General features: G+C 65.9%; 22 protein-coding genes and 2 tRNA genes. 10 read left to right on the forward strand and 14 right to left on the reverse strand.

Features of this window, described 5'->3' with window-relative positions:
• Genes ACNSTU_RS04430 through ACNSTU_RS04455 form a run of 6 tightly spaced genes read left to right on the forward strand, consistent with a single transcriptional unit; the run spans position 1 to position 6,108 of the window.
• Complete coding sequence (locus tag ACNSTU_RS04430; protein WP_290634051.1) at positions 1-294, forward strand: cation:proton antiporter; 294 nt, start codon at positions 1-3, stop codon at positions 292-294.
• A complete protein-coding gene (locus ACNSTU_RS04435; RefSeq protein ID WP_290637203.1) occupies positions 291-1,235 on the forward strand; it encodes a hydrogenase subunit MbhD domain-containing protein in 945 nt (314 codons plus the stop codon). Before ACNSTU_RS04430 ends, ACNSTU_RS04435 begins: the two co-directional genes overlap by 4 nt.
• Positions 1,235-1,531 (forward strand): NADH-quinone oxidoreductase subunit K, encoded by a 297-nt coding sequence (locus ACNSTU_RS04440; protein WP_290634069.1) that lies wholly within the window; start codon positions 1,235-1,237, stop codon positions 1,529-1,531. Before ACNSTU_RS04435 ends, ACNSTU_RS04440 begins: the two co-directional genes overlap by 1 nt.
• Positions 1,524-2,969 (forward strand): complex I subunit 5 family protein, encoded by a 1,446-nt coding sequence (locus ACNSTU_RS04445; RefSeq protein ID WP_290636951.1) that lies wholly within the window; start codon positions 1,524-1,526, stop codon positions 2,967-2,969. Before ACNSTU_RS04440 ends, ACNSTU_RS04445 begins: the two co-directional genes overlap by 8 nt.
• Positions 2,966-4,450 (forward strand): complex I subunit 5 family protein, encoded by a 1,485-nt coding sequence (locus tag ACNSTU_RS04450; protein ID WP_290634057.1) that lies wholly within the window; start codon positions 2,966-2,968, stop codon positions 4,448-4,450. Before ACNSTU_RS04445 ends, ACNSTU_RS04450 begins: the two co-directional genes overlap by 4 nt.
• Complete coding sequence (locus ACNSTU_RS04455; protein ID WP_290636952.1) at positions 4,447-6,108, forward strand: complex I subunit 5 family protein; 1,662 nt, start codon at positions 4,447-4,449, stop codon at positions 6,106-6,108. The genes ACNSTU_RS04450 and ACNSTU_RS04455 overlap by 4 nt, the downstream gene beginning before the upstream one ends.
• Here ACNSTU_RS04455 and ACNSTU_RS04460 read toward each other — a convergent pair.
• From ACNSTU_RS04460 to ACNSTU_RS04470, 3 genes are read right to left on the reverse strand one after another with little or no spacing between them, the layout of a single operon-like run.
• Complete coding sequence (locus ACNSTU_RS04460) at positions 6,103-6,507, reverse strand: HIT family protein (protein WP_290634061.1); 405 nt, start codon at positions 6,505-6,507, stop codon at positions 6,103-6,105. The two genes, ACNSTU_RS04455 and ACNSTU_RS04460, sit on opposite strands and share 6 nt — an antisense overlap.
• Positions 6,508-6,517: 10 nt before the next feature.
• Positions 6,518-7,366, reverse strand: a complete 849-nt coding sequence (fghA, locus tag ACNSTU_RS04465; protein ID WP_366213842.1) for an S-formylglutathione hydrolase — start codon at positions 7,364-7,366, stop codon at positions 6,518-6,520.
• Positions 7,367-7,376: 10 nt separating this feature from the next.
• On the reverse strand, positions 7,377-8,486 hold the full coding sequence (locus ACNSTU_RS04470; RefSeq protein ID WP_290634063.1) for an S-(hydroxymethyl)glutathione dehydrogenase/class III alcohol dehydrogenase: 1,110 nt from the start codon (positions 8,484-8,486) through the stop codon (positions 7,377-7,379).
• A 125-nt stretch (positions 8,487-8,611) separates the two neighbouring features.
• Here ACNSTU_RS04470 and ACNSTU_RS04475 point away from each other — a divergent pair, with 125 nt between their 5' ends.
• Complete coding sequence (locus ACNSTU_RS04475; RefSeq protein WP_290634065.1) at positions 8,612-9,496, forward strand: LysR family transcriptional regulator; 885 nt, start codon at positions 8,612-8,614, stop codon at positions 9,494-9,496.
• A 48-nt stretch (positions 9,497-9,544) separates the two neighbouring features.
• Here the strand turns inward: ACNSTU_RS04475 and ACNSTU_RS04480 are convergent, their stop codons facing one another.
• Entirely contained in the window at positions 9,545-10,381 is an 837-nt protein-coding gene (locus ACNSTU_RS04480; protein WP_418212119.1) for a bifunctional allantoicase/(S)-ureidoglycine aminohydrolase, read from the reverse strand.
• A 96-nt stretch (positions 10,382-10,477) separates the two neighbouring features.
• On the reverse strand, positions 10,478-11,974 hold the full coding sequence (locus ACNSTU_RS04485; protein WP_418212120.1) for a SulP family inorganic anion transporter: 1,497 nt from the start codon (positions 11,972-11,974) through the stop codon (positions 10,478-10,480).
• Between the two features lie 357 nt (positions 11,975-12,331).
• Between ACNSTU_RS04485 and ACNSTU_RS04490 the strand changes: the two genes are divergently transcribed.
• Positions 12,332-12,799, forward strand: a complete 468-nt coding sequence (locus tag ACNSTU_RS04490; protein ID WP_290634137.1) for a universal stress protein — start codon at positions 12,332-12,334, stop codon at positions 12,797-12,799.
• Between the two features lie 147 nt (positions 12,800-12,946).
• Complete coding sequence (locus tag ACNSTU_RS04495; RefSeq protein ID WP_290634139.1) at positions 12,947-13,420, forward strand: Crp/Fnr family transcriptional regulator; 474 nt, start codon at positions 12,947-12,949, stop codon at positions 13,418-13,420.
• A 158-nt stretch (positions 13,421-13,578) separates the two neighbouring features.
• Here the strand turns inward: ACNSTU_RS04495 and ACNSTU_RS04500 are convergent.
• The 9 genes from ACNSTU_RS04500 to pncC all read right to left on the reverse strand — a co-directional run bounded on the left by ACNSTU_RS04500 (position 13,579) and on the right by pncC (position 21,233).
• A tRNA-Arg gene (locus ACNSTU_RS04500) sits at positions 13,579-13,655 on the reverse strand.
• A 145-nt stretch (positions 13,656-13,800) separates the two neighbouring features.
• Positions 13,801-13,889, reverse strand: a tRNA-Ser gene (locus ACNSTU_RS04505).
• 109 nt (positions 13,890-13,998) lie between these two features.
• Positions 13,999-14,196, reverse strand: a complete 198-nt coding sequence (gene csrA, locus ACNSTU_RS04510; RefSeq protein WP_290634141.1) for a carbon storage regulator CsrA — start codon at positions 14,194-14,196, stop codon at positions 13,999-14,001.
• Between the two features lie 312 nt (positions 14,197-14,508).
• Positions 14,509-15,762, reverse strand: coding sequence for an aspartate kinase (locus ACNSTU_RS04515; protein ID WP_290634143.1), 1,254 nt, complete (start codon positions 15,760-15,762; stop codon positions 14,509-14,511).
• An 86-nt stretch (positions 15,763-15,848) separates the two neighbouring features.
• On the reverse strand, positions 15,849-18,455 hold the full coding sequence (gene alaS / locus ACNSTU_RS04520; protein WP_418212121.1) for an alanine--tRNA ligase: 2,607 nt from the start codon (positions 18,453-18,455) through the stop codon (positions 15,849-15,851).
• A 54-nt stretch (positions 18,456-18,509) separates the two neighbouring features.
• Positions 18,510-18,980, reverse strand: a complete 471-nt coding sequence (locus ACNSTU_RS04525; RefSeq protein WP_290634437.1) for a regulatory protein RecX — start codon at positions 18,978-18,980, stop codon at positions 18,510-18,512.
• Positions 18,981-19,000: 20 nt separating this feature from the next.
• The gene (recA, locus tag ACNSTU_RS04530) at positions 19,001-20,047 is read right to left on the reverse strand and encodes a recombinase RecA (protein ID WP_290637383.1); all 1,047 of its coding nucleotides are present in this window, start codon (positions 20,045-20,047) and stop codon (positions 19,001-19,003) included.
• Positions 20,048-20,176: 129 nt separating this feature from the next.
• Positions 20,177-20,698 (reverse strand): RNA 2',3'-cyclic phosphodiesterase, encoded by a 522-nt coding sequence (thpR, locus tag ACNSTU_RS04535; protein WP_290633735.1) that lies wholly within the window; start codon positions 20,696-20,698, stop codon positions 20,177-20,179.
• Positions 20,699-20,705: 7 nt separating this feature from the next.
• A complete protein-coding gene (gene pncC / locus ACNSTU_RS04540; protein ID WP_290633733.1) occupies positions 20,706-21,233 on the reverse strand; it encodes a nicotinamide-nucleotide amidase in 528 nt (175 codons plus the stop codon).
• Positions 21,234-21,341: 108 nt separating this feature from the next.
• Here pncC and mutS point away from each other — a divergent pair, with 108 nt between their 5' ends.
• A complete protein-coding gene (gene mutS, locus ACNSTU_RS04545; RefSeq protein WP_418212122.1) occupies positions 21,342-23,918 on the forward strand; it encodes a DNA mismatch repair protein MutS in 2,577 nt (858 codons plus the stop codon).
• Positions 23,919-24,107 lie beyond the last annotated feature (189 nt).

Raw genomic sequence — 24,107 nt, forward strand, 5'->3', positions numbered from 1 at the left:
ATGCTCGACTGGCTGGCAGCTGCCCTGATCGGGTCAGGGCTGGTTTTCTTTCTTGCGGGCACCGTCGGCCTGTTGCGGTTCCCGGATGTCTACACGCGGCTGCACGCCCTGACCAAGGCGGACAATACCGGCCTGGGCCTGCTCGCCGCCGGGGTGGCGCTGCTCTCTGGGACCTGGCAAGCGATTCTCCTCATCGCCCTGATCTGGTTCCTGGCCGTTACCGCCGCCTCCATTGCCTGCCACCTGGTGGCCCGGCACCACCTGCGCGACGAGCGGGAGGACGACACGCCATGAGCGTCTTTGATGGCCTTCTCGCCCTGGTCGTCTCCGCGCTGGCATGGCGCTGCGTCACGGCCCCGGACCTCTACCGGAGCATCGTCCTGTTCATCGTCACCGGGCTGATGCTGGCACTGGCATGGGTGCGCCTGGACGCACCGGATCTGGCGCTGGCCGAAGCGGGCATCGGCGCGGGGCTGCTGGGCATTCTCCTGCTCAGCACCTGGCGTGTTCTCATCCATGCGGGGCCGGAGCAGGCCGACCGGCCGGGGGCCTCGACACGGGTGCGCTGGCTGGCGGGCGCGGGCAGCGGGCTGCTCGGCGTGCTGGTTGCCGTGGCGCTGTACCAGGTGCAGACGGCCATCGACGCGGACCGCGCCGGCACCCTCGCCCTGGAGGGGCTGGGCGCCGCCGGCGTGGATCAGCCGGTGACGGCGGTGCTGCTCAATTTCCGCTCCTACGACACGCTACTGGAGATGGGTGTGCTGCTCATGGCCCTGATCGGGGCACTTCTGCTGCGCTCGCCCCTGATTCACCGCCCGGGCGATGACGATGCCGGAACGGATTCGCCACTGATCCCGGTGCTGGTCACGGTATTCGTGCCGCTGGTGATCCTGATGGGCACATTTCTGGTCTGGGCCGGGGCGTACATGCCCGGCGGGGCGTTCCAGGGCGGTGCGGTGATGGCCGGCGCCGGAGTGATGCTCGTGCTGGGCGGTCGGCTGCACAGTGCAGCCCAGCTCGGCCTGCTCATGCGCACGCTGCTGATTCTGGGCGTCACCGTGTTCACCGCCGCCGGGCTGCTGCTGATGCCGGCCGAGGGCGCATTCATGGCGTATCCGCAGGCGCTGGTGACACCGCTGATGGTGCTGATCGAGTTCAGCCTGGCCATCTCCATCGCCCTGACGCTGCTGTTGCTATTCACCGGTACCACCGGGCTGCGGAGGGCCGATCCGTGATGCCGCTGGACCCGTTCATCCTGGCCGCCGCCGCCCTCGTTGCCGTGGGGTTCTACGGCTTCATCACCCAGCAGCATCCCCTGCGGCGGCTGCTGGCGATCAACATTTTCGGCAACGGCGTGTTCCTGTGCATGATTCTCATCGCCCGCTGGCTCCCGGGCGGTCCGGACCCGGTGCTCCACGCCATGGTGATCACCGGACTGGTGATCGCCGTGAGCGCCACCGCCTTCGGGCTTGCCCTGGTTCGGCGACAGATCCGCGACGCCAACCGCGATACGGACGGTGATCATGACTGAGTTCCTGCCGGTCATCGCGGTGTTTGTTCCGTTCCTTGCCGGAGTACTGCAGTTCCTGTTCGGGCCGCGGGTCGTGCCCTGGTGGCCGGTGCTGGCGGTGGCGGCGACCGTGGCAAGCAGCCTGTGGGTGGTCGCCGCCGTGGCACAGGGTGGCGAGATCTCCCACGCACTCGGCGGCTGGGATGCGCCGCTGGGGATCGAAGTGCGGGTGGACGGCCTGGCCGCCATCATGCTGCTGCTCACCGCCGTAGTCGGTGCGCTGGTCTCGCTGTACGCCTTTGCGATCTACAATCGCAGCCACGACAACGCCTCCCATTACTGGGCGCTGTGGCTGCTGCTCTGGGGCTCGCTGAACGTTCTGTTCGTCTCGGGTGACCTGTTCAACCTCTACGTGGCGCTGGAGCTGGTGTCCCTGGCCGCCATCCCCATGGTGCTGCTGGCCGGGCCCGGCAAGACCGTGGGCGCCGCACTGCGCTATCTGCACTTCGCCCTGTTCGGTTCGCTGGTCTATCTGGCCGGGGTCGCCATCACCTACGGACTCGCCGGCAGTCTGGACCTGCGCCTGGTGGCGGATGCACTCGCCGACGGCGGGCTCGCCGGTGCGCTGGCGGCCGCCTGCCTGGTAACCGGGGTACTGATCAAGGCCGCTATCGTGCCCTTTCACATCTGGCTTCCCGCCGCACACGGCAACGCCCCGGCGGTGGTCAGCGCAGTCCTGTCCGCGCTGGTGGTCAAGGCCTGCCTCTACCTGTTGCTGCGCCTGTGGACGGAGCCGCTGGCCGGCATCACTGGAGCCTATGCGGCACAGCTGCTCGGTGCCATCGGCGCCACGGCAATCCTGTACGGATCCCTTCAGGCCTGCCGCCAGGAGCGGCTCAAACTGGTGGTGGCCTACTCCACCGTGGCCCAGCTTGGCTACATGCTGCTGTTCTTCCCCATGGCCAGCGCCCTGGCCTGGGAGGGCGCCGTCTACCATGGCGTGGCGCACGGGGTGGCGAAAGCGGCACTGTTCCTCGCCGCCGGCAATGTGCTCGCCTACGTGGGGCACGACCGGGTACGGGAGCTGCGCGGCCTGGACCGGCCCCTGTCCGTAAGCCTGTTCGCCTTCGCCCTGGCCGGTGTGAGCATCATGGGGCTGCCCCCCAGCGGCGGGTTCATGGCCAAGTGGCTGCTCCTCAGCGCCGCGCTTGAATCCGGCCAGTGGTGGTGGGTGGCGGTGCTGATGGTGGGCGGCCTGCTGGCTGCGGTATACATCTTCCGCGTGCTGCGATTCGCGTTCCTGCAGGCGCCCGGGCCGGCCATTGCCGAGCCGGGGCCGGCGCCCGGCGCCCTACGCACCTGGCCGGCGATGATCCTCGCCCTTCTGGCCATTGCGCTTGGCTTTACCACGGCTCCGCTGCTCGGGCTGCTGGGCGGCCTGCCGGGAGGTGGGGCATGACTGGCCTCTACCAGGCGATGCCGCTCTGGGTGCTGTTTGTCTCCGCGGTGACCGCCGTGGTGGTGTTCGCCACCGGGGAGCAGTGGCAACGCCTGCGCACCACGCTCAACCTGTCCGGCGCCGTCATCAAGCTGGTGCTGGTGGGGGTCATGCTCTGGGGCGTGGACCAGGGCCACACCTTCGTGGTGCGGGTGCCCCTGCTCGCGGAACTGGATCTGGTCCTGCACGCCGATGCACTCAGCATGCTGTTCGCCACGCTGTCGGCGATCCTGTGGCTGGTCACCACCATCTACGCCATTGGTTACCTGGAGGACTCCCCGGACCGGGCGCGCTTCTTCGGCTTCTTCAGTCTGTGCGTGACCGCCACCATGGGCATCGCCATGGCCGGCAACCTGTTCACGTTCTTCATCTTCTACGAGCTGCTGACCCTTGCCACCTGGCCGCTGGTGGTGCACCGCGGCACGGACAAGGCCATGGCCGCCGGGCGCACCTACCTGCAGTACACGCTGATCGGCAGCGCCGTATTTCTGGTGGGGATCGTGGCGCTCTATCTGCTGGACGGGCCCAGCGACTTCGTCGCCGGTGGCGAGCTTCAGCATCTGGGTGACGCCCACCCCGCCGCCCTGACGGTGATCTTTCTGCTGCTCATGGCCGGCATCGCCGTCAAGGCGGCGATGGTCCCCCTCCACGGCTGGCTACCCGCCGCCATGGTGGCGCCGGCGCCGGTGAGCGCGCTGCTGCACGCGGTGGCCGTGGTCAAGGCGGGTGCCTTCGGTATCGTGCGCGTGGTCTACGACGTCTACGGCGTCGCCCTGACCCAGGAACTGGCCCTGGGCGTGGGGCTTGCCATCGCCGCCTCCTTCACCATCATCTACGGCTCCCTGCGCGCCATCTGGCAGACTGATCTCAAGCGCCGTCTGGCCTTCTCCACCGTCAGCCAGGTGTCCTACATCGCCCTGGGCGTCGGGCTGGGCAACCCGCTCGCCACTGTTGGCGGCCTGGCGCACCTGGTGCACCAGGGCCTGATGAAGATCACGCTGTTCTTCTGCGCCGGCAACTACGCGGAAACCCACCACATCCACTCCATCCACGAGCTCGACGGCATCGGCCGGCGTATGCCGTGGACCACGGCCATGTTCACCTTCGGCGCCTTCGGCATGATCGGCGTGCCGCCGCTGGCCGGTTTCGTGAGCAAGTGGTACCTGGGACTCGGCGCCGTGGACGCGGAGTACTACTGGGTCATCCCGGTACTGATCGGGAGCACCGTCCTGAACGCCATCTACTTCCTGCCACTGCTCCATCGCGCCTGGTTCAGGCCACCACCGGACGGGGCAACCGGGCAGCATGAGGCCATTCCCTCCCTGCTACTGCCGACGCTGTTCGTTGGCTTCGCATCGGTGGGCGCTGGCCTCTTCGCGGCTTTCTCCTGGAGTCCGCTGGGCTGGGTGGACCTCATCGTTGAACGGGAGTACCTGCCATGAACGTACTGCTGGCGCTGCTTCCGGCGTTGCCCGCGATCCTGGCGCTCGGGGCGTTGTCCGGGCACCTGGGCGGGCGCGGGCTGCCGCTGAGCGTGACCGGGGTGGGCGCCCTCGCCGGGGCTCTGGCCGTGACCGGCGCGGAGCCGCTGCATCTGGACTGGCTGCTCCTGGGCACGACTCTGGGGCTGGACCCAACCAGTCAGGCGCTGCTGGGTGCCGCCGCCATCCTGTGGACGGCGGCGGCGATCGCAGCGCGCACGTTGTTCGATGGCGATGCCGGGTCACGCTTCGGCATGTGCTTTCTGCTGACCCTTGCGGGCAACCTCGGGGTGATCGTCACCCAGGATCTGGCAGCGTTCTACCTCTCGTTTGCCGTGATGACCTTCGCGGCATACGGGCTGGTGGTGCACGACGAGAGCACCGAGGCGGTCCGGGCCGGACGCATCTACCTGATTCTCTCCATCGCCGGGGAGGCGCTGCTGCTCAGCGGCGTATTCATGCTCGCCGCGGAGGCCGGCAACCCGACCATGGCGACCATTGCCGACGTGTACGGGGAACTGCAACGCCCGGAACTGGTTGGCGGCCTGCTCGTGGCCGGTTTCGCCGTGAAGATGGGCGTCATTCCGCTGCACGTCTGGCTGCCCCTTGCCCACCCGGCCGCGCCGGTGCCGGCCAGCGCCGTGCTCTCCGGAATCATCGTCAAGGGCGGGCTGCTCGGCTGGCTGCAGTTCCTGCCCGCCGGCGAACCGGCGCTTCCCCTGGCCGGTGTGACACTGGCGGCGCTGGGGCTGGTCAGCGCCTTCGGCGCCGCCCTCATGGGCTGTTTCCAGCACCGGGCCAAGACCGTTCTGGCCTATTCCACGATCAGTCAGATGGGGCTGCTCGCAATACCGACCGGCCTGCTGATCGCCGGCCATGGCGACGCCGCGCCGCTGATTCCGGCCATGGCCCTGTTCGCCGTGCATCATGCGCTCACCAAGGGAGCGCTGTTCCTGGCCATGGATCACGTCAAACACGGACGCAAGGCGGTGGCGGTCATCACGGCGCTGCCTGCCCTGGCTCTGGTCGGCGTTCCGGTCACTTCCGGTCTGGTGGCGAAGGCCGCCATGAAAGCCGCGCTGCCGGAGCCGTTCGTGCTGGTGCTCACACTGACGGCCATCACCACGGCGCTGCTGCTGCTGCGTTTCATGTGCCTGATCTGGCCGGGAAGGGATGCGACACCGCGGGCGTTGCAGCCCGGTGCGTTTCTGGTCTGGCTACTGGTCGTGATCACGGCGCAGACCCTGCCCTGGATGCTGGCGAAAGGCCAGGCCCGAGCCTACGCGCTGGAGTTCACGACGCTCGTGGATGCGCTATGGCCGCCGCTGGTGGCACTGCTCATTGCCGGCCTGGCGGCCGAGATCCTGAAACGGTGGCCGGCACTGCCCGAAGGGGACCTGGTGGTGCCGGTGGAGCGGGCCCTCAAGGCCGTTTACTGGCGGCTGGTAAGGGGGTATCTGCTGCTCGCGAGGCGCGCGCCGACGCTCCGCAGGCGCGTGGTGCCGGACCACTGGCTGCGGCCACCGGAGCGGATTCCCGAGCCCGGCATCCCCTGGGTGGGTGTGCTGATGCTCGCGGTGACGCTGGTGCTGACGCTGGCGTACGTCGTGGTGCTATAGCGCGTCGTTGAGTGCGTCCCGGATGGCAGCGAGCTGCTCCTCGCTGCGCTCCGGCGCGTCCGGCAGATTGCCCCATACAGGGTCCGGCCAGCACGGATCACCCTGCCAGCGGCCCACCACATGCACATGCAGTTGTGGCACCCGGTTGCCAATGGCAGCCAGGTTGGTGCGTTCACACTGGTGAAACCGCTTGATGAAACGCGCCAGGGCATCGGTTACGCCGTCAACGGCGATGCGTTCCGCATCGGAGAGCTCATCGAGCTCCAGCGCCTGGGTCTCAGGCACGACGATATACCACGGCAGACTACCGTTACGATGGAGCAGAATGCTGCAGGCAGAGAATTCACCCAGGAGGTGGCAGTCGGCCTGCAGCTGTGGATGAATCGAGAAGGCCGTCATGCGGCGTACTCTACACGCCCAGATGGCGGGCGTGGTAGCGCAGGTGCTCCTCGATGAAGGTGGCGATGAAGAAGTAGGAATGATCGTAGCCGGGCTGGAGCCGCAGGGTGAGCGGGACGCCGGCCGCCGCACACGCCTCTTCCAGGGCCTCCGGGCGAAGCTGGCCATCCTGCAGGAAGTTGTCCGCGTCTCCCTGGTCCACCAGAAGCGCCTGGTCGAACCCGTGCGCAAGGATAAGCTCCACGGTGTCCCAGTTCTTCCACTGATCACGATCCTCGCCCAGATAACCACTGAACGCCTTTTCGCCCCAGGGGCAGTTCACCGGATTGGCGATGGGCGCGAACGCCGATACCGACGCGTAACGCCCGGGGTTCTTCAGGGCGCAGATGAAGGCGCCGTGCCCGCCCATGGAATGCCCGCTGATCGCCTCCTTCCCGTCCAGCGGGAAATTGGCCTGGACCAGCTCCGGCAGCTCCCGGGTGACGTAGTCGTACATGTGGTAATGCCGACTCCAGGGCTCGCGGGTGGCGTTGATGTAGAAACCGGCTCCGGAGCCGAAATCATAGCTGTCGTTTTCACCCGGCAGCTCGGTGCCCCGGGGGCTCGTATCGGGACACACGATGGCCATGCCCAGCTCTGCCGCCACCCGGTGCGCCCCGGCTTTCTGCATGAAATTCTCGTCGGTGCAGGTGAGCCCCGATAGCCACCACAGCAGCGGGACGTTGCCATCCTGCGCCTGTGGCGGCAGGTAGATGGCGAAGATCATCTCGCAGCCCAGTGTGGGGGACTGATGGCGATACCGCTTCAGCCAGCCACCAAAACTCTTGGTGGCCGACACCAGCTCCAGCGCTTCCGACATGGTCGGCTCCTCAATAGTGCAGGACGGTGCGAATACTCTTGCCTGCGTGCAACAGTTCGAACGCTTCGTTGATCTGATCGAACGGCATGTCGTGGGTGATGAACTCGTCGATCCTGATCTTTCCGTTCATGTAGTCGTCCACGTAACCGGGCAGCTCGCTGCGCCCCTTGACGCCCCCGAACGCCGAGCCCTTCCAGACCCGCCCCGTGACCAGCTGGAACGGCCGCGTCGAGATCTCCTCGCCGGCGCCGGCAACGCCGATGATCACCGACTCGCCCCAGCCCTTGTGGCAGCACTCCAGGGCCGAACGCATGACGTTGACGTTGCCGATGCACTCGAACGAATAATCCACACCGCCGTCGGTCATGTCGACGATCACTTGCTGGATGGGATCGCTGTAGTCCTTCGGGTTGACGAATTCCGTGGCCCCGAACTGCCCGGCCAGCTTGAACTTCTCCGCATTCACGTCGATGGCGATGATTCGCTCGGCGCCCGCCATCTGCGCACCCTGGATCACGGCCAGGCCGATGGCGCCGAGGCCGAACACCGCAACGGTGGAGCCCGGCTCCACTTTCGCCGTATTCCGCACTGCACCGATGCCGGTGGTCACCCCGCAGCCGAGCAGACAGATCTTGTCCATGGGGGCCTCTTTCGAGACCTTCGCCAGGGAGACTTCCGGCAACACTGTGTACTCGCTGAACGTGGAGCACCCCATGTAGTGGTGCAGCGACTTGCCGTTGAGCGAGAAACGGGACGTGCCGTCAGGCATGACGCCCTTGCCCTGGGTTGCGCGCACGGCCCCGCAGAGATTGGTCTTTCCCGAACGGCAGAATTTGCACTCACCACATTCAGCTGTGTAGAGGGGGATGACATGATCGCCCGGCTGGACACTTTTCACACCGTCCCCGACCTCCTGGACGATACCCGCCCCCTCGTGCCCGAGCACCGAGGGGAACAACCCTTCCGGGTCGGCGCCCGAGAGCGTGTAGGCGTCGGTATGGCAGACACTGGTTGCCTTGATCTGCACCAGCACTTCGCCCGCCTTGGGGCCATCCACGTCGATCTCTTCCAGCACCAGCGGCTTGCCTGCCTCCAGCGCTACGGCGGCACGGGATTTCATAACCCTTCTCCTCGTCACCTGCGGCGCCGCGATGCGCCGCTTTTTTGAGTTCAATTCTTAGTCTAGCGGCACACACGCGGTAAATAAGGCATCATTGGGCAAGAGATTATTGCTGGAGAGCAACAATGCAGCACTGGGACCGCATTGAAGCCTTCGTGGAGGTGGTCCGGCGCGGCTCGTTCGCCGAGGCTGCCCGGCACCTGGGAGTCTCCAGCTCCCATGTGAGCCGTCTCGTGGCGCGGCTGGAGACCCAACTCAGTACCCAGCTTCTGTACCGGACCACCCGGCAGCTCAAACTCACCGACGCCGGCGAGGTGTACTTCGATCACTGCGCGCACCTGTTCGACGGTTTCCAGGAGGCGCTCCAGGCCATCGGCGATTACCAGCGCCGCCCCACCGGAGTGTTGCGCGTCACCTGCGCCGCCACCTTCGGCGAACGCTACATCGCCCCGCTGGTGAACGCCTTCCTCCAGCAGCACCCGCAACTGACGGTGGACCAGGAGTTCACCAACCGGCGTGTGGATATCGTCAATGAGGGGTTCGACGTGGCCATCCGTGCGGGCGCCCTGCCCGACTCGTCGCTGATCGCTCGCCGCCTGTGCAGCCGCCGCGAGTACGTGGTCGGCTCGGCGGACTACTTCCAGCGCTATCCCCAGCCCCACACGCTGGAGGAGCTGGCCGGGCACAACTGCCTGCTTGGCTCCGCGGATCACTGGCAGTTCGACATGGACGGACAGCACCGGCACCTGCGTGTGCACGGCAACTGGCGCGGGAATTCAGGCGTGGCGCTGCTGGATGCCGTCGAACGGGGGCTGGGTCTGGCACAATTGCCGGACTACTACGTCCGCCCCGGCCTGGAGGACGGGCGCCTGCTGTCGGTACTTGATCAGTACGCCTGCACCCACACCGCCGTGTGGGTGGTCTATCCACGCCACCGCCACCTTTCGCCCAAGGTGCGGCAGTTCGTGGATTTTCTGGTGGATCACATGGAAAGCACAGAGCCTGCATGACCGGGGCAGCATGCTGAAACGGCCAAGCGGGCGCCCGTCACGCCAGTATCAGCCCCCGGGACGCCCCAGGCTCATGTGGCGATTCACGTCCTTGTAGAGCAGGTACCGGAACGGCCCCGGCCCTCCCGCATAGCAGGCCTGGGGACAGAAGGCGCGCAGCCACATGTAGTCGCCGGCCTCCACTTCCACCCAGTCCTGATTCAGGTGGTAGACGCCCTTGCCTTCCAGCACGTAGAGCCCGTGTTCCATGACGTGCATCTCGTCAAAGGGAATCACCCCGCCCGGCTGGAACGTCACGATGGTGACGTGCATGTCGTGACGCAGGTCGGCCGGGTCCACGAACCGGGTGGTCGCCCAGCGGCCGTCCGTGTCCGGCATGGGGGTGGGCTCGATGTCGTTCTCGTTGGTAACGAACCCCTCGGGCACATCCAGGCCATCGACGTACTCGTATGCCTTGCGAATCCAGTGAAACCGGACATGCTCCGAGCCGTGATTGCGCACCGACCAGTTGCTGCCCGGCGGAATGAAGGCATACCCCCCGGGCCGCATCGCATGCGTGACCCCCTCCAGGGTCAGGGTGAGTTCGCCTTCCACCACGAACAAAACGCCCTCGACACCGGCCTGCAGCTCGGGCCGGTCGCTGCCGCCACCGGGGCCCACTTCCATGATGTACTGGGAGAAGGTTTCGGCGAATCCCGACAGCGGCCGGGAGAGCACCCACAAGCGTGTCTCCTCCCAGAACGGCAGGTAACTGGCGACGATGTCGCGCAACACGCCCTTGGGAATGACGGCATACGCCTCGGTGAACACCGCGCGATCGGAGAGTAGCTGGGTCTGCGGCGGCAGCCCGCCTTTCGGGGCGTAGTAGCTTCGCTCTACCATCATGGCTCCTCTGGCTCAGCGTGGCAGGCGTGCCGGCGACTGACGTCCGGCACGCCGGGTCATGGAGCCATTGTATACCATATTGAACACAACCCGGAATCAGTGGCCCGGCTCGCCCGCTCCAGTGTCATCATAAGCAGCGAGATCGTCCATGAGTTTGGCACCCTGGCCTTCGGGGTGCACCACATCGACTTCAACGCCGTTACGGCGCAGCTTGCCGACGACCTTGTCCACCGCACCCACGGCGGAGCTGTCCCAGAGGGTCGCACCGGTCAGGTCGATGGTCACTCTCGGCACCGCCGCAGCGTAATCGAAACCTGCCATGAAATTGTCCACGGCCACGAAGAACAGCACACCCCGCACGCGATACGTCCGGTGGTGGCCATCGTCGCTGTCCTCCGGCGTCACGCGGATCTGGCGGGCCAGTTTGCGCACGAAGAAGATCGCGCTCAGCAGCACGCCGGCGAACACGCCCTTGGCAAGATCGTGAGTCACCACCACGGTCACCACGGTGACGATCAGTACGAAGGCGTCAGTGCGCGGCATCTTCCGCAGCATGCCGATGGAGGTCCAGTCGAAGGTACCGATGGAGACCATGATCATCACTGCCACCAGGGCCGGCATGGGAATCATGGAAACCAGGTCGCCGAGCACCATGATGAAGAACAGCAGGTACACACCGGCCGCCAGGGTCGACAACCGCCCCAGCCCCCCGGACTTCACGTTGATCACGGACTGGCCGATCATGGCGCAACCCGCCATGCCGCCGAAGAAACCGGAGGTGATGTTGGCAATACCCTGCCCCCGGCACTCCACGTTCTTCTTGCTGGGTGTGTCGGTGAGATCATCGACGATGGACGCGGTGAGCAGCGACTCGAGCAACCCGACAATCGTCAGCGTCAGGGCAACCGGCAGAATGATCTGCAGGGTCTCGAAGGTGAGCGGGACCATGGGAATGCTCAGGAAAGGCATCCCGTCCGGCAGATCCCCCATGTCGCCAACGGTATTCAGCGGCATGTTGAAATAGATGGCCGCACCGGTCAGCACCACGATGGCGATGAGCGGGGGCGGAATGGTCCGGTTGATGTAGGGGAAGCCGTAGAGAATTGCCAGGCCGGCGGCCACCATCAGGTACGTGGGTATTCCATGACCGACGAAATGCGGGATCTGCGCCATGAAGATCAGAATGGCCAGCGCATTCACGAAGCCCAGCATCACCGTGCGCGGGATGAACATCATGTAGCGCGCAAGCTTGAGCCAGCCGAAGATGATCTGCAGGACGCCCGTCAGTATGGTCGCCGCAAACAGGTACTCAACACCGTGATCCGCCACGATGGTGATCATCAACAGCGCCATCGCCCCGGTTGCGGCCGAGATCATCCCGGGTCTACCGCCGGTGAACGCGATCACCACGGCAATGCAGAACGACGCGTAGAGCCCGACTTTCGGATCCACGCCGGCGATGATGGAGAACGCGATCGCTTCGGGGATAAGGGCGAGCGCGACCACGATTCCGGCGATCAGATCACCGCGGACATTGAACAACCACGTGCGGCGGAATGAACCCGCGCCCCGCTTCATTACATCAGACAGCATTAACGGTCCTTTCCCCGCGGGCACACAGCCGGCGAGCTCTCATCAGATTTCGGATTTCGCACCGGCGAAGGGTGCACAGTTTTCGAACGGCTTGACTGGAAAACGCTGATAAGCCGCGTTACGGAGTGCGGGATGCCAAGCATCTGACTCCTCAGGGAGAGGGCCGCGGCGACCATGTTGCCAGGCTCTGAATATGGAGGATGATACGGGGATTGCGCTCTTTCCTCAAGAAGAATGCTGCACAACAGCATTGCTGATCTTTTCGGAAGCAAACGCTGTCTGCAGGGCAACACGATCGGTTACTCTGAGCGTCGACTGGAACAAACACCTGAAAACTCGGAGGCAGGCCGACTCTCTATGCTGAAACGTATCCTGGTGCCCGTGAACTTCTCGACTGCTTCGGCGCGTGCCGTGGCCGTGGCCCGCGACTTCCGACCCGAGACCGCAACCCTGCGCCTGCTTTACGTGGTCGGCCCCAGCGAGATCGCCCAGGCCACCGCCGACCCGTCAATCAACCCCATGCACGCCAGAGACGAGCGCAGCAAAGCAGAAGCCGCCGCCCGCGAGAAACTGAACGAATGGGTCCGCGAGGGTGAAGAGGTCGCCGTGGAAGTGGGCAGTGCCGCCGAGAAGATCAGCGCCCACGCCGACCAGTGGGGCGCCGATCTGATCGCCATGGGCACCCGCGGGCGCAGCGGCCTGCAGCAGTTCCTGCACGGTTCGGCCACGGAGTGGCTGGTGCGCCATGCCAAGCAGCCCGTTCTAGTGGTGCACGACGTGGACCTGGACCCCGAACAAGCCGCTCACCTGCCCCCCATGGACTGACCCCGCCGGCGGCGGACCGTCCGCCACGGATGCAATGTCGCGCACGTGCGACATACTGTCCCTGTGGCGTGGTGGTGTCATCCGGCTGTGACCGGCCCTGCCCCTCCGCGCCGTGGAACCCGTGTGCCGCCAACAGAGGGCAACGCCATGACAACCGCCGATGTCTCCGCCCAGCTGCGCCAGCAGCCGTTTTTTGCCGACCTGGATGAATACGTCATTCAGCAACTGAGCCGTTGCGCCACGCCGCGCACGCTGCCCCGGGGAGACGTCCTGTTCCGGCAGGGCGAGGTCTCGGACGCGTTCTATCTAGTCACCCAGGGTGAGATTCTCATCGAGATCCCGGCCATCTCGGGCCCGGCGCTCGAGATCCAGCGGCTGACCGAGGGCCAGATTCTCGGCTGGTCGTGGCTGATCCCGCCCTACAAGTGGACGTTCCAGGCGCGGGCCGAAGCAGACACGGAACTCCTCGCCTTCGACGGCGCCGCCATTCTCGCGCACTGCGAAGAAGAGCCCGCCTTCGGCTATGCCGTGCTCAAGAAGTTCTCGGCGCTGATGTCGGAGCGACTGGAAGCCGCACGCCGTCGCATGATGGACGAGTGGAATCCGCCGGGATTCGCTTAGGCATGCCCTGCCCCAGGATGGTTATCGAGCGACCGTGACTGGTGGACCTGAAGGTCCACCCTACTCGTCCGGGCGTAGGGTGGTCCTTACATCCACCATTGATGTACCGATTCCACAACGAAAAAGGGGCACCCTGACGGGTACCCCTTTTCGTTATATGGCGCGCCCGGAAGGATTCGAACCTCCGACCGCCTGGTTCGTAGCCAGGTGCTCTATCCAGCTGAGCTACGGGCGCTGTGTTGTGAGGCGCAGATTATGGCGAAGGGCCGGCTCTGCGTCAATGCAACGTTGGTCGAACCCAATTGCCCACATCAAGGGTTCGAGCCCGTCGCTTCATGATTTTCATCTAAGCAGTACCTGCGGCACTGCTTAGATGAAAATGGCGGAGAGGGAGGGATTCGAACCCTCGATGGGCAGTACCCATACTCCCTTAGCAGGGGAGCGCCTTCAGCCACTCGGCCACCTCTCCGGGATCGCGGATGGCGGGTTTCCCGCGCCATCGTTGAAGCGCCGTAGACTACGGGATTTGGCCTCTCAGGTAAACCCGTGGGAGGCCATCACCCCTGTCACACCACCGGTCAGTTGTTCCCCGGGGCGCCCTCCTCTCCTTCGTTCTCGTGCTGGATCCGCTCATAGATCTCCTCACGATGCACGGAGACGTTCCGGGGCGCATTGACGCCAATACGCACCTGGTTGCCCTTCACGCCGAGAACGGTCACGGTTACTTCGTCCCCGATCATCAGCGTTTCACCAACTCGCCTGGTCAGAATCAGCATTTGCCTCTCTCCTAAATCCACTGGCCCCCGCTACGCCGGTTACCCAACCAGACGCTTCCACGTCGATGCACACCCATGCCACGGGGCTTGGTCATTTCTCCGGACCAGCCTCCGAGCTTCCCTGTAGAACGTGGACCCGCGGTTCCTCTCGAGAGTTTCAACGACCGGCATCCTGCGCAGCCGTCACCTTCAGCTAAGAATCAATCATCCCGGAGACCATCGTCAGCCGATGGTTGTCACCTCCCGGGCCCTGCTTGCGGGGTAGTCACGTCAACCACCCCACGAACGCCACCGACGCCGCATGGTGCCGGTTCAGTCGTTCGATTTCCCTTCGATACTCACACTCGCGTCTTCGTCGTCCAGCTCGAACGCGGTGTGCAGGGCGCGCACGCCCAGTTCGAGATACTTCTCATCAATCACCACGGAGATCTTGATCTCGGACGTGGAGATCATCTGGATGTTGATGCCCTCCTTCGCCAGGGCCTCGAACATGGTGCTCGCCACGCCGGCATGGGAGCGCATGCCGACCCCGACCAGCGAGAGCTTGACGATCTTTGTGTCGCCGTAGACCTCCCGGGCACCCAGCTCGTCGTTGATGCCCTGGAGAATCTTCAGGGTCTTCTCGTAGTCGTTGCGGTGCACCGTAAAGGTAAAATCGGTCAGGCCGCTCTGGCTGATGTTCTGGACAATCATGTCCACTTCGATGTTCGCCTCGGACACGGGGCCGAGAATGCGCCCGGCGATACCCGGCTGGTCCGGAACACCCAGGACGGTCAGTTTGGCTTCGTCGCGGTTGAACGCGATTCCGGAGATCAGCGGTTCTTCCATGTTCTCGTCCTCATACGTAATCAGTGTGCCCGGCCCGTCATCGAACGTTGACCGCACGCGCAGCGGCACGTGGTACTTGCCCGCGAACTCCACGGCCCGGATCTGCAGAATCTTGGAGCCCAGGCTCGCCATCTCCAGCATCTCCTCGAAGGTGATGCGATCGAGGCGGCGTGCCTTGGACGCGACCCGCGGATCAGTGGTGTAGACACCATCCACGTCGGTATAGATCTCGCACTCGTCGGCACCCAGGGCGGCGGCCAGGGCTACGGCGGTGGTGTCGGATCCGCCGCGCCCCAGGGTCGTGATGGCACCGGTGGAGTCCATCCCTTGGAAGCCGGCCACCACGACGATGCGTCCTTCCTTGAGGTCCTCGGTGACGACCTTGGCGTCGATCTCCTGAATCCGCGCCTTGCTGTGCACGCTGTCGGTCAGGATGCGCACCTGAGCGCCCGTGTAACAGCGCGCGGCGTGTCCCTGCTTCTCCAGCGCCATGGTCAACAACGCGATAGTGACCTGCTCGCCGGTGGAGAGCATCATGTCCAGCTCCCGCGCCGGCGGGTTGGGATTCATCTGCCGGGCAAGCTCCGTCAGCCGGTTGGTCTCACCGCTCATGGCGGAGACAACCACGACCACGTTATTACCGGCTTCCTTGGTCTTGATCACCTTGCGGGCGACATCCTCGATGCGCTCGATGGAGCCCACGGAAGTTCCGCCGTATTTCTGTACGATCAGGGGCATCAGTCCGTATACCTGTTTCCGGGTGCTACGGCCTTCACCGCAGACACCGTGCATGTGGATTCACCAGCCGCCATCGGGCCGCCCGTTCAGTGCAACTGCTGTCGGACCCACTCGGGCACCGACTGCATGGCATCCGGCAGCCGATCGGGCTGGCTGCCGCCAGCCTGCGCCATGTCGGCACGGCCACCGCCGCGGCCGCCGACCTGCTCCGCCACGGCGTTGACCAGGTCGCCCGCCTTGACGCGATCCGTGAGGTCGCTGGTGACACCGGCAACCAGGCGCACCTTGTCGCCATCGACAGCGGCCAGCACCACGGCGGCGGAACCGAGCTTGTTCTTGAGCTGGTCGACCGTATCGCGCAGGGACTTGGCGTCTCCGCTTTCCAGGGTCGACGCGACCACGCGAACGCCATCCACGTCCACGGCCGAGTCGGCAAGGTCACCACCGGCCTGGCTTGCGAGCTTCTGCTTCAGTCGCTCCAGTTCCTTTTCGGTCTGGCGGCTCTTCTCGAGCACCTGCTCCAGACGCACCTGCAGGGTCTCCGGCCGCGCGCGCAGCAGCTCGGCGGCGCGGTCGAGCGTTTGCGCCTGCTCTTCCACCCACTCCACGGCGCGTGCCCCGGTAATTGCCTCGATGCGGCGCACGCCGGCGGCCACACCGGTTTCCTCGACGATGCGGAATAGCCCGATGTCGCCGGTCCGGCCCACGTGGGTACCACCGCAGAGCTCCGTGGTTAACTCGCCAAAGCGCACCACCCGGACTTCGTCGCCGTACTTCTCGCCGAAGAGAGCCATGGCCCCGGTCTCGATGGCCCGGTCGTAGGGCATTACGCGGATATCCGCCGGCTCGTTCACGCGGATGCGCGCATTGACGATCTGCTCGATGCGCCGGAGTTCATCGGCATCAATGGGCTCCGGGTGCGAGATGTCGAAACGCAGCCGATCCGGCGCCACGAGCGACCCCTTCTGGTGCACGTGCGTGCCGAGCCGCTCCCTGAGCACGGCGTGCAGCAGGTGTGTTGCCGTATGGTTGAGCTGCGTGGCGGCGCGGCGCTCGGCGTCAACCTGCGCCTGCAGGGTCTGATCCACTGACAGCACCCCGGTGCGCACGCGCCCCAGGTGGCCGATCGCCTCGCCCTGGCGCGCGGTATCCTCGACCTCGAACTCGACCCCATCCGCCATCAGGAGGCCGGTGTCGCCAACCTGGCCACCGGACTCGGCATAGAACGGCGTCCGGTCCAGCACCACCATGCCGGTCTGCCCGGCATCGAGCTGGTTCACGGCGCGCCCGTCGGCGAACAGTGCCACCACCTGGCCACTGTCTTCGAGCTGCTCGTAGCCGGTAAAACTGGAGCTCGCAGAAACCTCGGCACCGCCGGCGTGGTCGGCGCGGAACTGGCTCGCCGCACGGGCGCGGTTGCGCTGATCCTCCATGTGGGTTTCGAAGCCGTCCATGTCCAGCGTCAGCTCCCGTTCGCGGGCTATGTCCGCGGTGAGATCAACGGGGAAGCCGTAGGTATCGTAGAGCTTGAAGACCGTGGCCCCCGGAATCTCCGAGCCCGACAAGCTCCGGAGATCGTTCTCGAGCAGCTTGAGCCCCTGCTCCAGGGTCTCCTGGAACTGCTCCTCCTCGCGCTTGAGCAGCTTCTCCACCTGGACCTGCTGCTCGACCAGTTCCGGATAGGCCGCACCCATCTCGTCCACCAGCGGCTGCACAAGCCGGTAGAAGAAGGTCTCCTCCTGGCCGAGCTTGTAACCGTGACGCACGGCACGACGGATGATCCGGCGCAGCACGTAACCGCGCCCCTCGTTGGACGGGAATACCCCATCGGTAATGAGAAAGGCGCAGGCCCGGATGTGGTCGGCGATGACCTTGAGGGAGCTGTTGTCCAGATCCTCCGTCGCGCCGGTGACGTTGGCCGCCGCCCGGATGAGGTTCTGGAACAGGTCGATCTCGAAGTTGCTGTGCACGCCCTGGAGGACGGCAGCAAGACGCTCCAGCCCCATGCCGGTATCGATACTGGGCTTGGGCAGATCGGTCATGGACCCGTCGGCGGACCGGTTGTACTGCATGAACACCAGGTTCCAGACCTCGACGAAGCGATCACCGTCCTCTTCCGGCGTTCCGGGCGGACCACCGGGGACGTCGGGGCCGTGATCATAGAAGATCTCCGAGCACGGCCCGCAGGGGCCGGTATCGCCCATGGACCAGAAGTTGTCGTGAGCACCGATGCGGGAGAAGCGCTCCGGCGAGACACCGATCTCATCCAGCCAGATCCGGGCGGCCTCGTCGTCCTCCTCGAACACCGTCACCCACAGCTTCTCGGGCGGCAGCTCGATCACCCGGGTAAGGAACTCCCAGGCGTACTGAATGGCTTCGCGCTTGAAATAATCGCCGAAGCTGAAGTTGCCCAGCATCTCGAAAAAGGTGTGGTGCCGGGCGGTATAGCCGACGTTCTCGAGGTCGTTATGCTTGCCGCCGGCGCGCACGCAACGCTGGGACGAGCAGGCACGGGTATAGCCCCGGTCCTCACGCCCCAGGAACACGTCCTTGAACGGCACCATGCCGGCGTTGGTGAACAGCAGCGTGGGATCGTTGCCGGGCACCAGCGGGCTGCTGGGCACGACTTCGTGACCATGCTTCCGGAAATACTCGAGAAATGCGCTGCGCAGTTCCGCACTCGTTATCGTCATGAACCCTTTGACCTGCCTTATGAAAACCGCGGTCTCCACCGCGGGTGCTGTCACCTAGTCGTCGCGTGCCCGTCGATCCAGCACGCTGTACACCTGCTCCGCACTGAATCCGCGACTCGCCAGGAATCGCGCCTGCCTGGCCCACTCGCGGCGGTTGTCCGGCAGCGCCTCGCCAAAACGCCGGATCCGCACCGCCCGCGCCTGCTCGATCCAGTCAACCGACTGCTGATCAAGGTAGTAACGAGCCAGGCGTTCGTCGATGCCCCGCTCCGCGAGGTCGGAGATGATCTTCACGGGGCCCTGGCCCTGCTCGCAGCGCTGACGAACGAAGATGTCCGTAAAGCGTTCGTCACTCAGGTAACCTTGCCGGACCAGGCGGTCCAAAACAAGCTCTATCACGCGCTGCTCGTGCCCGCGACTGCCCAGTTTGCGGGCCAGCTCCAGGCTGGAATGTTCCCGCCGCGCCAGCAAACGGACGCCGGCCTCGTAGCCCGCGTCCACCGCCTCTTCGTCGGGGTCGTCCATGGCGCACGCGACTCCCTGTTTCAGGCCTCGGCTTCCTCGGACGCGGCCTGACCACCGCCGCTGCTGTCGTCGGCGCGGTCGGGCAGGAGAATCTCCCGCAGCTTGCGGTCGATCTCATTGGCCACCTCGGGGTTGTCCTTGAGGAAGGTCCGCACGTTGTCCTTGCCCTGACCGATGCGATCGCCGTTGTAGCTGTACCAGGCGCCGGCCTTGTCGATGATGCCGTGCTTGGCGCCCAGATCGATGAGTTCGCCCTCCCGGGAGATACCCTCGCCGTAGAGGATCTCGAACTCCGCCTGCTTGAACGGCGGGGCTACCTTGTTTTTGACAACTTTCACGCGCGTTTCGTTGCCAACCACTTCGTCGCCCTTCTTGATGGCGCCGATGCGGCGGATGTCCATGCGCACGGACGAGTAGAACTTCAGCGCATTGCCGCCGGTGGTGGTCTCCGGGCTGCCGAACATCACGCCGATCTTCATGCGGATCTGGTTGATGAAGATCACCAGGGTGCCGGTGCGCTTGATGTTGGCGGTGAGCTTGCGCAGCGCCTGGGACATGAGCCGCGCCTGCAGGCCCACGTGGGAGTCGCCCATCTCGCCTTCGATCTCCGCCTTCGGGGTCAGCGCGGCCACGGAGTCGACCACCACGATGTCCACCGCGCCGGAGCGCACAAGCATGTCGGAGATCTCCAGCGCCTGCTCGCCGGTATCCGGCTGCGACACCAGGAGTTCGTCCACATCGACGCCCAGTTTGCGCGCGTAATCCGGGTCCAGGGCGTGTTCGGCATCCACGAATGCCGCCGTACCGCCCTGGCGCTGCGCCTCCGCGATGATCTGCAGGGTGAGCGTCGTTTTCCCCGAGGATTCCGGGCCGTAGATCTCGGCAACGCGCCCGTAGGGCATGCCTCCGATGCCGAGCGCCACATCAAGGCTGAGGGAACCGGTGGATACGGCAGCAACATCCCTGACGGCCGCGGCGTCGCCCATACGCATGACGGCGCCCTTTCCGAACTGCTTCTCGATCTGCCCGAGAGCGGCGCCGAGCGCCTTTTTCCGATTGTCGTCCATTTTTACCTCTGCTTGCGTTCGCGCGCTGAAAACCCGTTGACGGCCTGGCTCCGTGCCGCCGCCCAAGGCGCAGTATTATTCCACAACTTGCATACACCCTCCCACCCCCGGCGACGGGACGGGCGGGCGTCAAACGGCTTCAGGCGACGGCAGCCGCCAGCGCGCGAGCGGCGTGTAGACGACACCTTCCTGCCGTGTTTCGGACGCCATCAGCACATACTCGTCGAAGCGGACGGTTACCGGTGAAACGGGGCCCGTCGGCTCCGGCACCGCGCGCCGCTCCAGCGTAATGTGCGGAGACCACTGACGGCGGTCAAACGGCAGCTCGTGGTCGCCCAGGAGCCTCTGAATCCCGCAATGCAGATTCACTGCTTCAGCGGGGAGCGTGTCCGGCACGAGCACGCGCGTGCGCGGTCCTTCCCAGAACACCAACTCACCGAAACACAGCTCGAACGGCGGCACCGGCACGGCATCCTCCACTGCGCACAGGGTATCCACAACGGCCTCGCCGACATCGCCCAGAAAGGCCAGCGTCATGTGGAGGTTATCCACGGGGATCACCCGGCCTGTCACACGGCCGGCCGGCAGCATTGCCGCCAGTGCCGCTCGCTCGGCGGCGCGTGGATACAGGGCGAAGAACAGCCGCGCCACGGGCCCCTCAGGGAATCTCCCGCCGCAGTTGCCGGAGCACGCCTTCCAGGGCGACGGCGACGCTGGCGCGGCGCACGTCATCGCGCCCCCCCGGAAAACGCTCCGGGCGCGAAATCACGAATCCGGAGCCCAGCGCCCAGCCAAACCACACCAGCCCGACCGGCTTGCTCTCACTGCCGCCATCCGGCCCGGCAACGCCGCTCACCGCCACGGCCACATCGGCGCCACTGCGGGCGAGCGCCCCTTCCGCCATGGCGCGCACCACTTCTTCGCTGACCGCACCGAACCGCGCAAGCTGCTCCGGGGAGACACCCAGCAGTTCCGCCTTGGCGTCATTGGAGTAGGTGACCACGCCGCGGTGAAACCAGCCGGAACTGCCGGCCACGTCGGTGACCGTCTTGGCGATCCACCCGCCGGTACAGGATTCGGCCGTGGTCAACACCTGACGCTTGTCAGCCAGCGCCGCACCGACGGCCTCCGCCAGCACGGCGAGCCTCGACTCGGCGGGGGCATTTGCGGACACGGTATAGTCCATGAAGCATCCACTTCCGGTTGCGTTGCAGGGGAATGGGTCAAACTCTAGCATAGCGGCTTTCCGGGACCGACCACGGCACCAGCCGACCCGACAAGGAATGGACCAACCATGACGGACGCCGCCACCAGTCAGCACACCCCCATGATGCGGCAGTACCTGCGGATCAAGGCGGATCACCCGGACATCCTGGTGTTCTACCGCATGGGCGATTTCTACGAGCTCTTCTACGACGACGCCCGGCGCGCCGCGGAGCTGCTGGATATCACGCTCACCGCGCGCGGTCAGTCCGCCGGCGAGTCGATCCCCATGGCGGGTGTGCCCGTCCACGCCGTGGAGAACTACCTGGCCCGGCTGGTGCGCCGCGGTGAATCCGTGGCGATCTGCGAACAGATCGGCGACCCGGCCGCGGCGAAAGGCCCCGTGGAGCGCCAGGTCACGCGCATCGTCACGCCGGGCACGCTCACCGAGGATGCCCTGCTGGAGGAGCGCCAGAGCAACCTGCTGGCCGCCATCAGCCACCACCGCGGCCGCTACGGGCTGGCGGCGCTGGAGGTCTCCAGCGGCCGCTTCTCGGCCCAGGAGATCGACACCGAGGAAGACCTGCTGGCGGAGCTGGAACGGCTGCATCCCGCGGAGCTGCTCCACGACGAGGACCAGCCCCTGCCCGAGGCGCTCACGAACCGGCGGGGGCGCACGCGGCGCCCGCCCTGGCATTTCGAGGAGGACGCCTGCCGACGGCTGCTGACCCGCCAGTTCGGCACCCGGGATCTCGCCGGTTTCGGCTGCGAGAACCTGCCCCTGGCCATCCGTGCCGCCGGCGCCCTGCTGCAGTACGTCGCGGACACCCAGCGCTCCGCGCTGCCACACGTCACCGGCATCACCGTCGAGCAGCGCGACGAAGGCATCATCATCGACGCCGCAAGCCGCCGCAACCTCGAGATCGAGTACAACCTCGGTGGCGGCACAGACAACACCCTGGCCTGGGTGATGGACACCACCGTCACCGCCATGGGCGGGCGTCTGCTGCGCCGCTGGCTGCATCGCCCGCTGCGGGACCAGCAATGCGTCCGCGGCCGTCACGACGCCCTTGAGCAACTGGTGGACGGGCGCCGCTACGAAGGCCTGCGCGAGATCCTGCGCGGGACCAGCGACGCGGAACGCATTCTCGCCCGCGTGGCCCTGCGGTCGGCCCGCCCGCGCGACCTGGAAGGCCTGCGCTACGCCCTGGACCGGCTGCCGGATCTCCAGGCGGGGCTGACGGGGGCCGACTCGACGCTGCTCACCGACATCGCCACGCGCCTGGCGCCACACCCGGAGACCAGCGAACTCCTGCGTCGGGCACTGGTCGACAACCCGCCGGTGCTGACCCGCGACGGTGGCATGATCGCCGACGGTTACGATGCCGAGCTCGACGAGCTGCGCGGACTGAGCCGCAACGCCGACCAGTTCCTGATCGACCTGGAGGCCCGCGAGCGTGAGGAGACGGGGATCAGCAACCTCAAGGTCAGCTACAACCGGGTACACGGCTACTACATCGAGGTGACCCGCGCCAACGCCGACCAGATCCCGGACCACTACACACGGCGGCAGACGCTCAAGGGCACGGAACGCTACATCACGCCCGAACTGAAGGGCTTCGAGGAGAAGGTGCTGAGCGCCCGGGAAAAGGCCCTGGCACGGGAGAAGGCGCTCTACGACACGTTGCTGGAGCAGCTCAACGAAACCCTGGGCGGCCTGCAGACGGCCGCCGGCGCGCTGGCGGAGCTGGATACCCTGGCCTGTCTCGCGGAACGGGCCGACGCCCTGGGCTATACGCGCCCGGAGCTCCTGGAAGAGCCGGGACTCACCATCGAACAGGGCCGCCACCCCATTGTCGAGACGGTGCTCGACGGCGCATTCGTGCCCAATGACGTCCATTTCGCCGACGACCGCCGCATGCTCATCATCACCGGCCCGAACATGGGCGGTAAATCCACCTACATGCGCCAGATGGCCCTGATCACCCTGCTCGCCCACGTGGGCAGCTTCGTGCCGGCGCACACGGCCCGGCTCGGCCCCGTGGACCGGATTTTCACCCGCATCGGCGCCTCGGACGATCTCGCCAGCGGCCGCTCCACGTTCATGGTGGAGATGACCGAGACGGCCAACATCCTGAACAACGCCACCCCCAACAGCCTGGTGCTGCTGGACGAAATCGGCCGCGGCACCAGCACCTTCGACGGGCTGTCACTGGCCTGGGCCGCGTCCGTGTGGCTGGCGGAGCACCTGCGTGCGTTCACGCTGTTCGCCACCCACTACTTCGAGATGACGTCGCTCCCCGAGCACCAGCCCACCGCCACCAACGTCCATCTGGACGCGGTGGAGCACGGCGAGCGCATCGTGTTCCTGCATGCGGTGCGGGAAGGCCCGGCAAGCCAGAGCTACGGCCTGCAGGTGGCCACGCTCGCCGGCGTACCCCGGGACGTGATCAACGCCGCCCGCAACAAGCTGGAGGAACTGGAACGCGAAACCCGTCGACGCGACGAGCCCGTGGACCAGCTGCCCCTGTTCGCGGAACCGGCAGCACCGCTCGGACCGGGCCCGCTGGAGGCGCGCCTGGATACGGTCAGCCCCGACGACCTCACCCCCCGCCAGGCGCTGGAGCTTCTCTACGAACTCAAGACGCTCGCCGGCGGGGACTCGTGAGCACCGCACAACTGCGCTAGACTGTCGCCGGATTCGCGTGCTCAGGGTATGATTGCGCGCTCCCGGAGAGCGGCCTGACCGGCACCCGGCTACGGGTCGGCCACACGACAGCCCTCCCCGCATCGGAACCGGCCGGACGCGCCCCAGGCATACAGGCGCCCTCCCTGCATCGCCCGCCAGGTGGCGGCC

This window comes from Aquisalimonas sp. APHAB1-3 (genome assembly GCF_048323695.1).
GTDB lineage: Bacteria > Pseudomonadota > Gammaproteobacteria > Nitrococcales > Aquisalimonadaceae > Aquisalimonas.

Coding starts and splice junctions, on each gene's coding strand:
- ACNSTU_RS04430 (WP_290634051.1), top strand. CDS start 1: ATGCTCGACTGGCTGGCAGCTGCCCTGATCGGGTCAGGGCTGGTTTTC.
- ACNSTU_RS04435 (WP_290637203.1), top strand. CDS start 291: ATGAGCGTCTTTGATGGCCTTCTCGCCCTGGTCGTCTCCGCGCTGGCA.
- ACNSTU_RS04440 (WP_290634069.1), top strand. CDS start 1,235: ATGCCGCTGGACCCGTTCATCCTGGCCGCCGCCGCCCTCGTTGCCGTG.
- ACNSTU_RS04445 (WP_290636951.1), top strand. CDS start 1,524: ATGACTGAGTTCCTGCCGGTCATCGCGGTGTTTGTTCCGTTCCTTGCC.
- ACNSTU_RS04450 (WP_290634057.1), top strand. CDS start 2,966: ATGACTGGCCTCTACCAGGCGATGCCGCTCTGGGTGCTGTTTGTCTCC.
- ACNSTU_RS04455 (WP_290636952.1), top strand. CDS start 4,447: ATGAACGTACTGCTGGCGCTGCTTCCGGCGTTGCCCGCGATCCTGGCG.
- ACNSTU_RS04460 (WP_290634061.1), bottom strand. CDS start 6,507: ATGACGGCCTTCTCGATTCATCCACAGCTGCAGGCCGACTGCCACCTC.
- fghA (WP_366213842.1), bottom strand. CDS start 7,366: ATGTCGGAAGCGCTGGAGCTGGTGTCGGCCACCAAGAGTTTTGGTGGC.
- ACNSTU_RS04470 (WP_290634063.1), bottom strand. CDS start 8,486: ATGAAATCCCGTGCCGCCGTAGCGCTGGAGGCAGGCAAGCCGCTGGTG.
- ACNSTU_RS04475 (WP_290634065.1), top strand. CDS start 8,612: ATGCAGCACTGGGACCGCATTGAAGCCTTCGTGGAGGTGGTCCGGCGC.
- ACNSTU_RS04480 (WP_418212119.1), bottom strand. CDS start 10,381: ATGATGGTAGAGCGAAGCTACTACGCCCCGAAAGGCGGGCTGCCGCCG.
- ACNSTU_RS04485 (WP_418212120.1), bottom strand. CDS start 11,974: ATGCTGTCTGATGTAATGAAGCGGGGCGCGGGTTCATTCCGCCGCACG.
- ACNSTU_RS04490 (WP_290634137.1), top strand. CDS start 12,332: ATGCTGAAACGTATCCTGGTGCCCGTGAACTTCTCGACTGCTTCGGCG.
- ACNSTU_RS04495 (WP_290634139.1), top strand. CDS start 12,947: ATGACAACCGCCGATGTCTCCGCCCAGCTGCGCCAGCAGCCGTTTTTT.
- csrA (WP_290634141.1), bottom strand. CDS start 14,196: ATGCTGATTCTGACCAGGCGAGTTGGTGAAACGCTGATGATCGGGGAC.
- ACNSTU_RS04515 (WP_290634143.1), bottom strand. CDS start 15,762: ATGCCCCTGATCGTACAGAAATACGGCGGAACTTCCGTGGGCTCCATC.
- alaS (WP_418212121.1), bottom strand. CDS start 18,455: ATGACGATAACGAGTGCGGAACTGCGCAGCGCATTTCTCGAGTATTTC.
- ACNSTU_RS04525 (WP_290634437.1), bottom strand. CDS start 18,980: ATGGACGACCCCGACGAAGAGGCGGTGGACGCGGGCTACGAGGCCGGC.
- recA (WP_290637383.1), bottom strand. CDS start 20,047: ATGGACGACAATCGGAAAAAGGCGCTCGGCGCCGCTCTCGGGCAGATC.
- pncC (WP_290633733.1), bottom strand. CDS start 21,233: ATGGACTATACCGTGTCCGCAAATGCCCCCGCCGAGTCGAGGCTCGCC.
- mutS (WP_418212122.1), top strand. CDS start 21,342: ATGACGGACGCCGCCACCAGTCAGCACACCCCCATGATGCGGCAGTAC.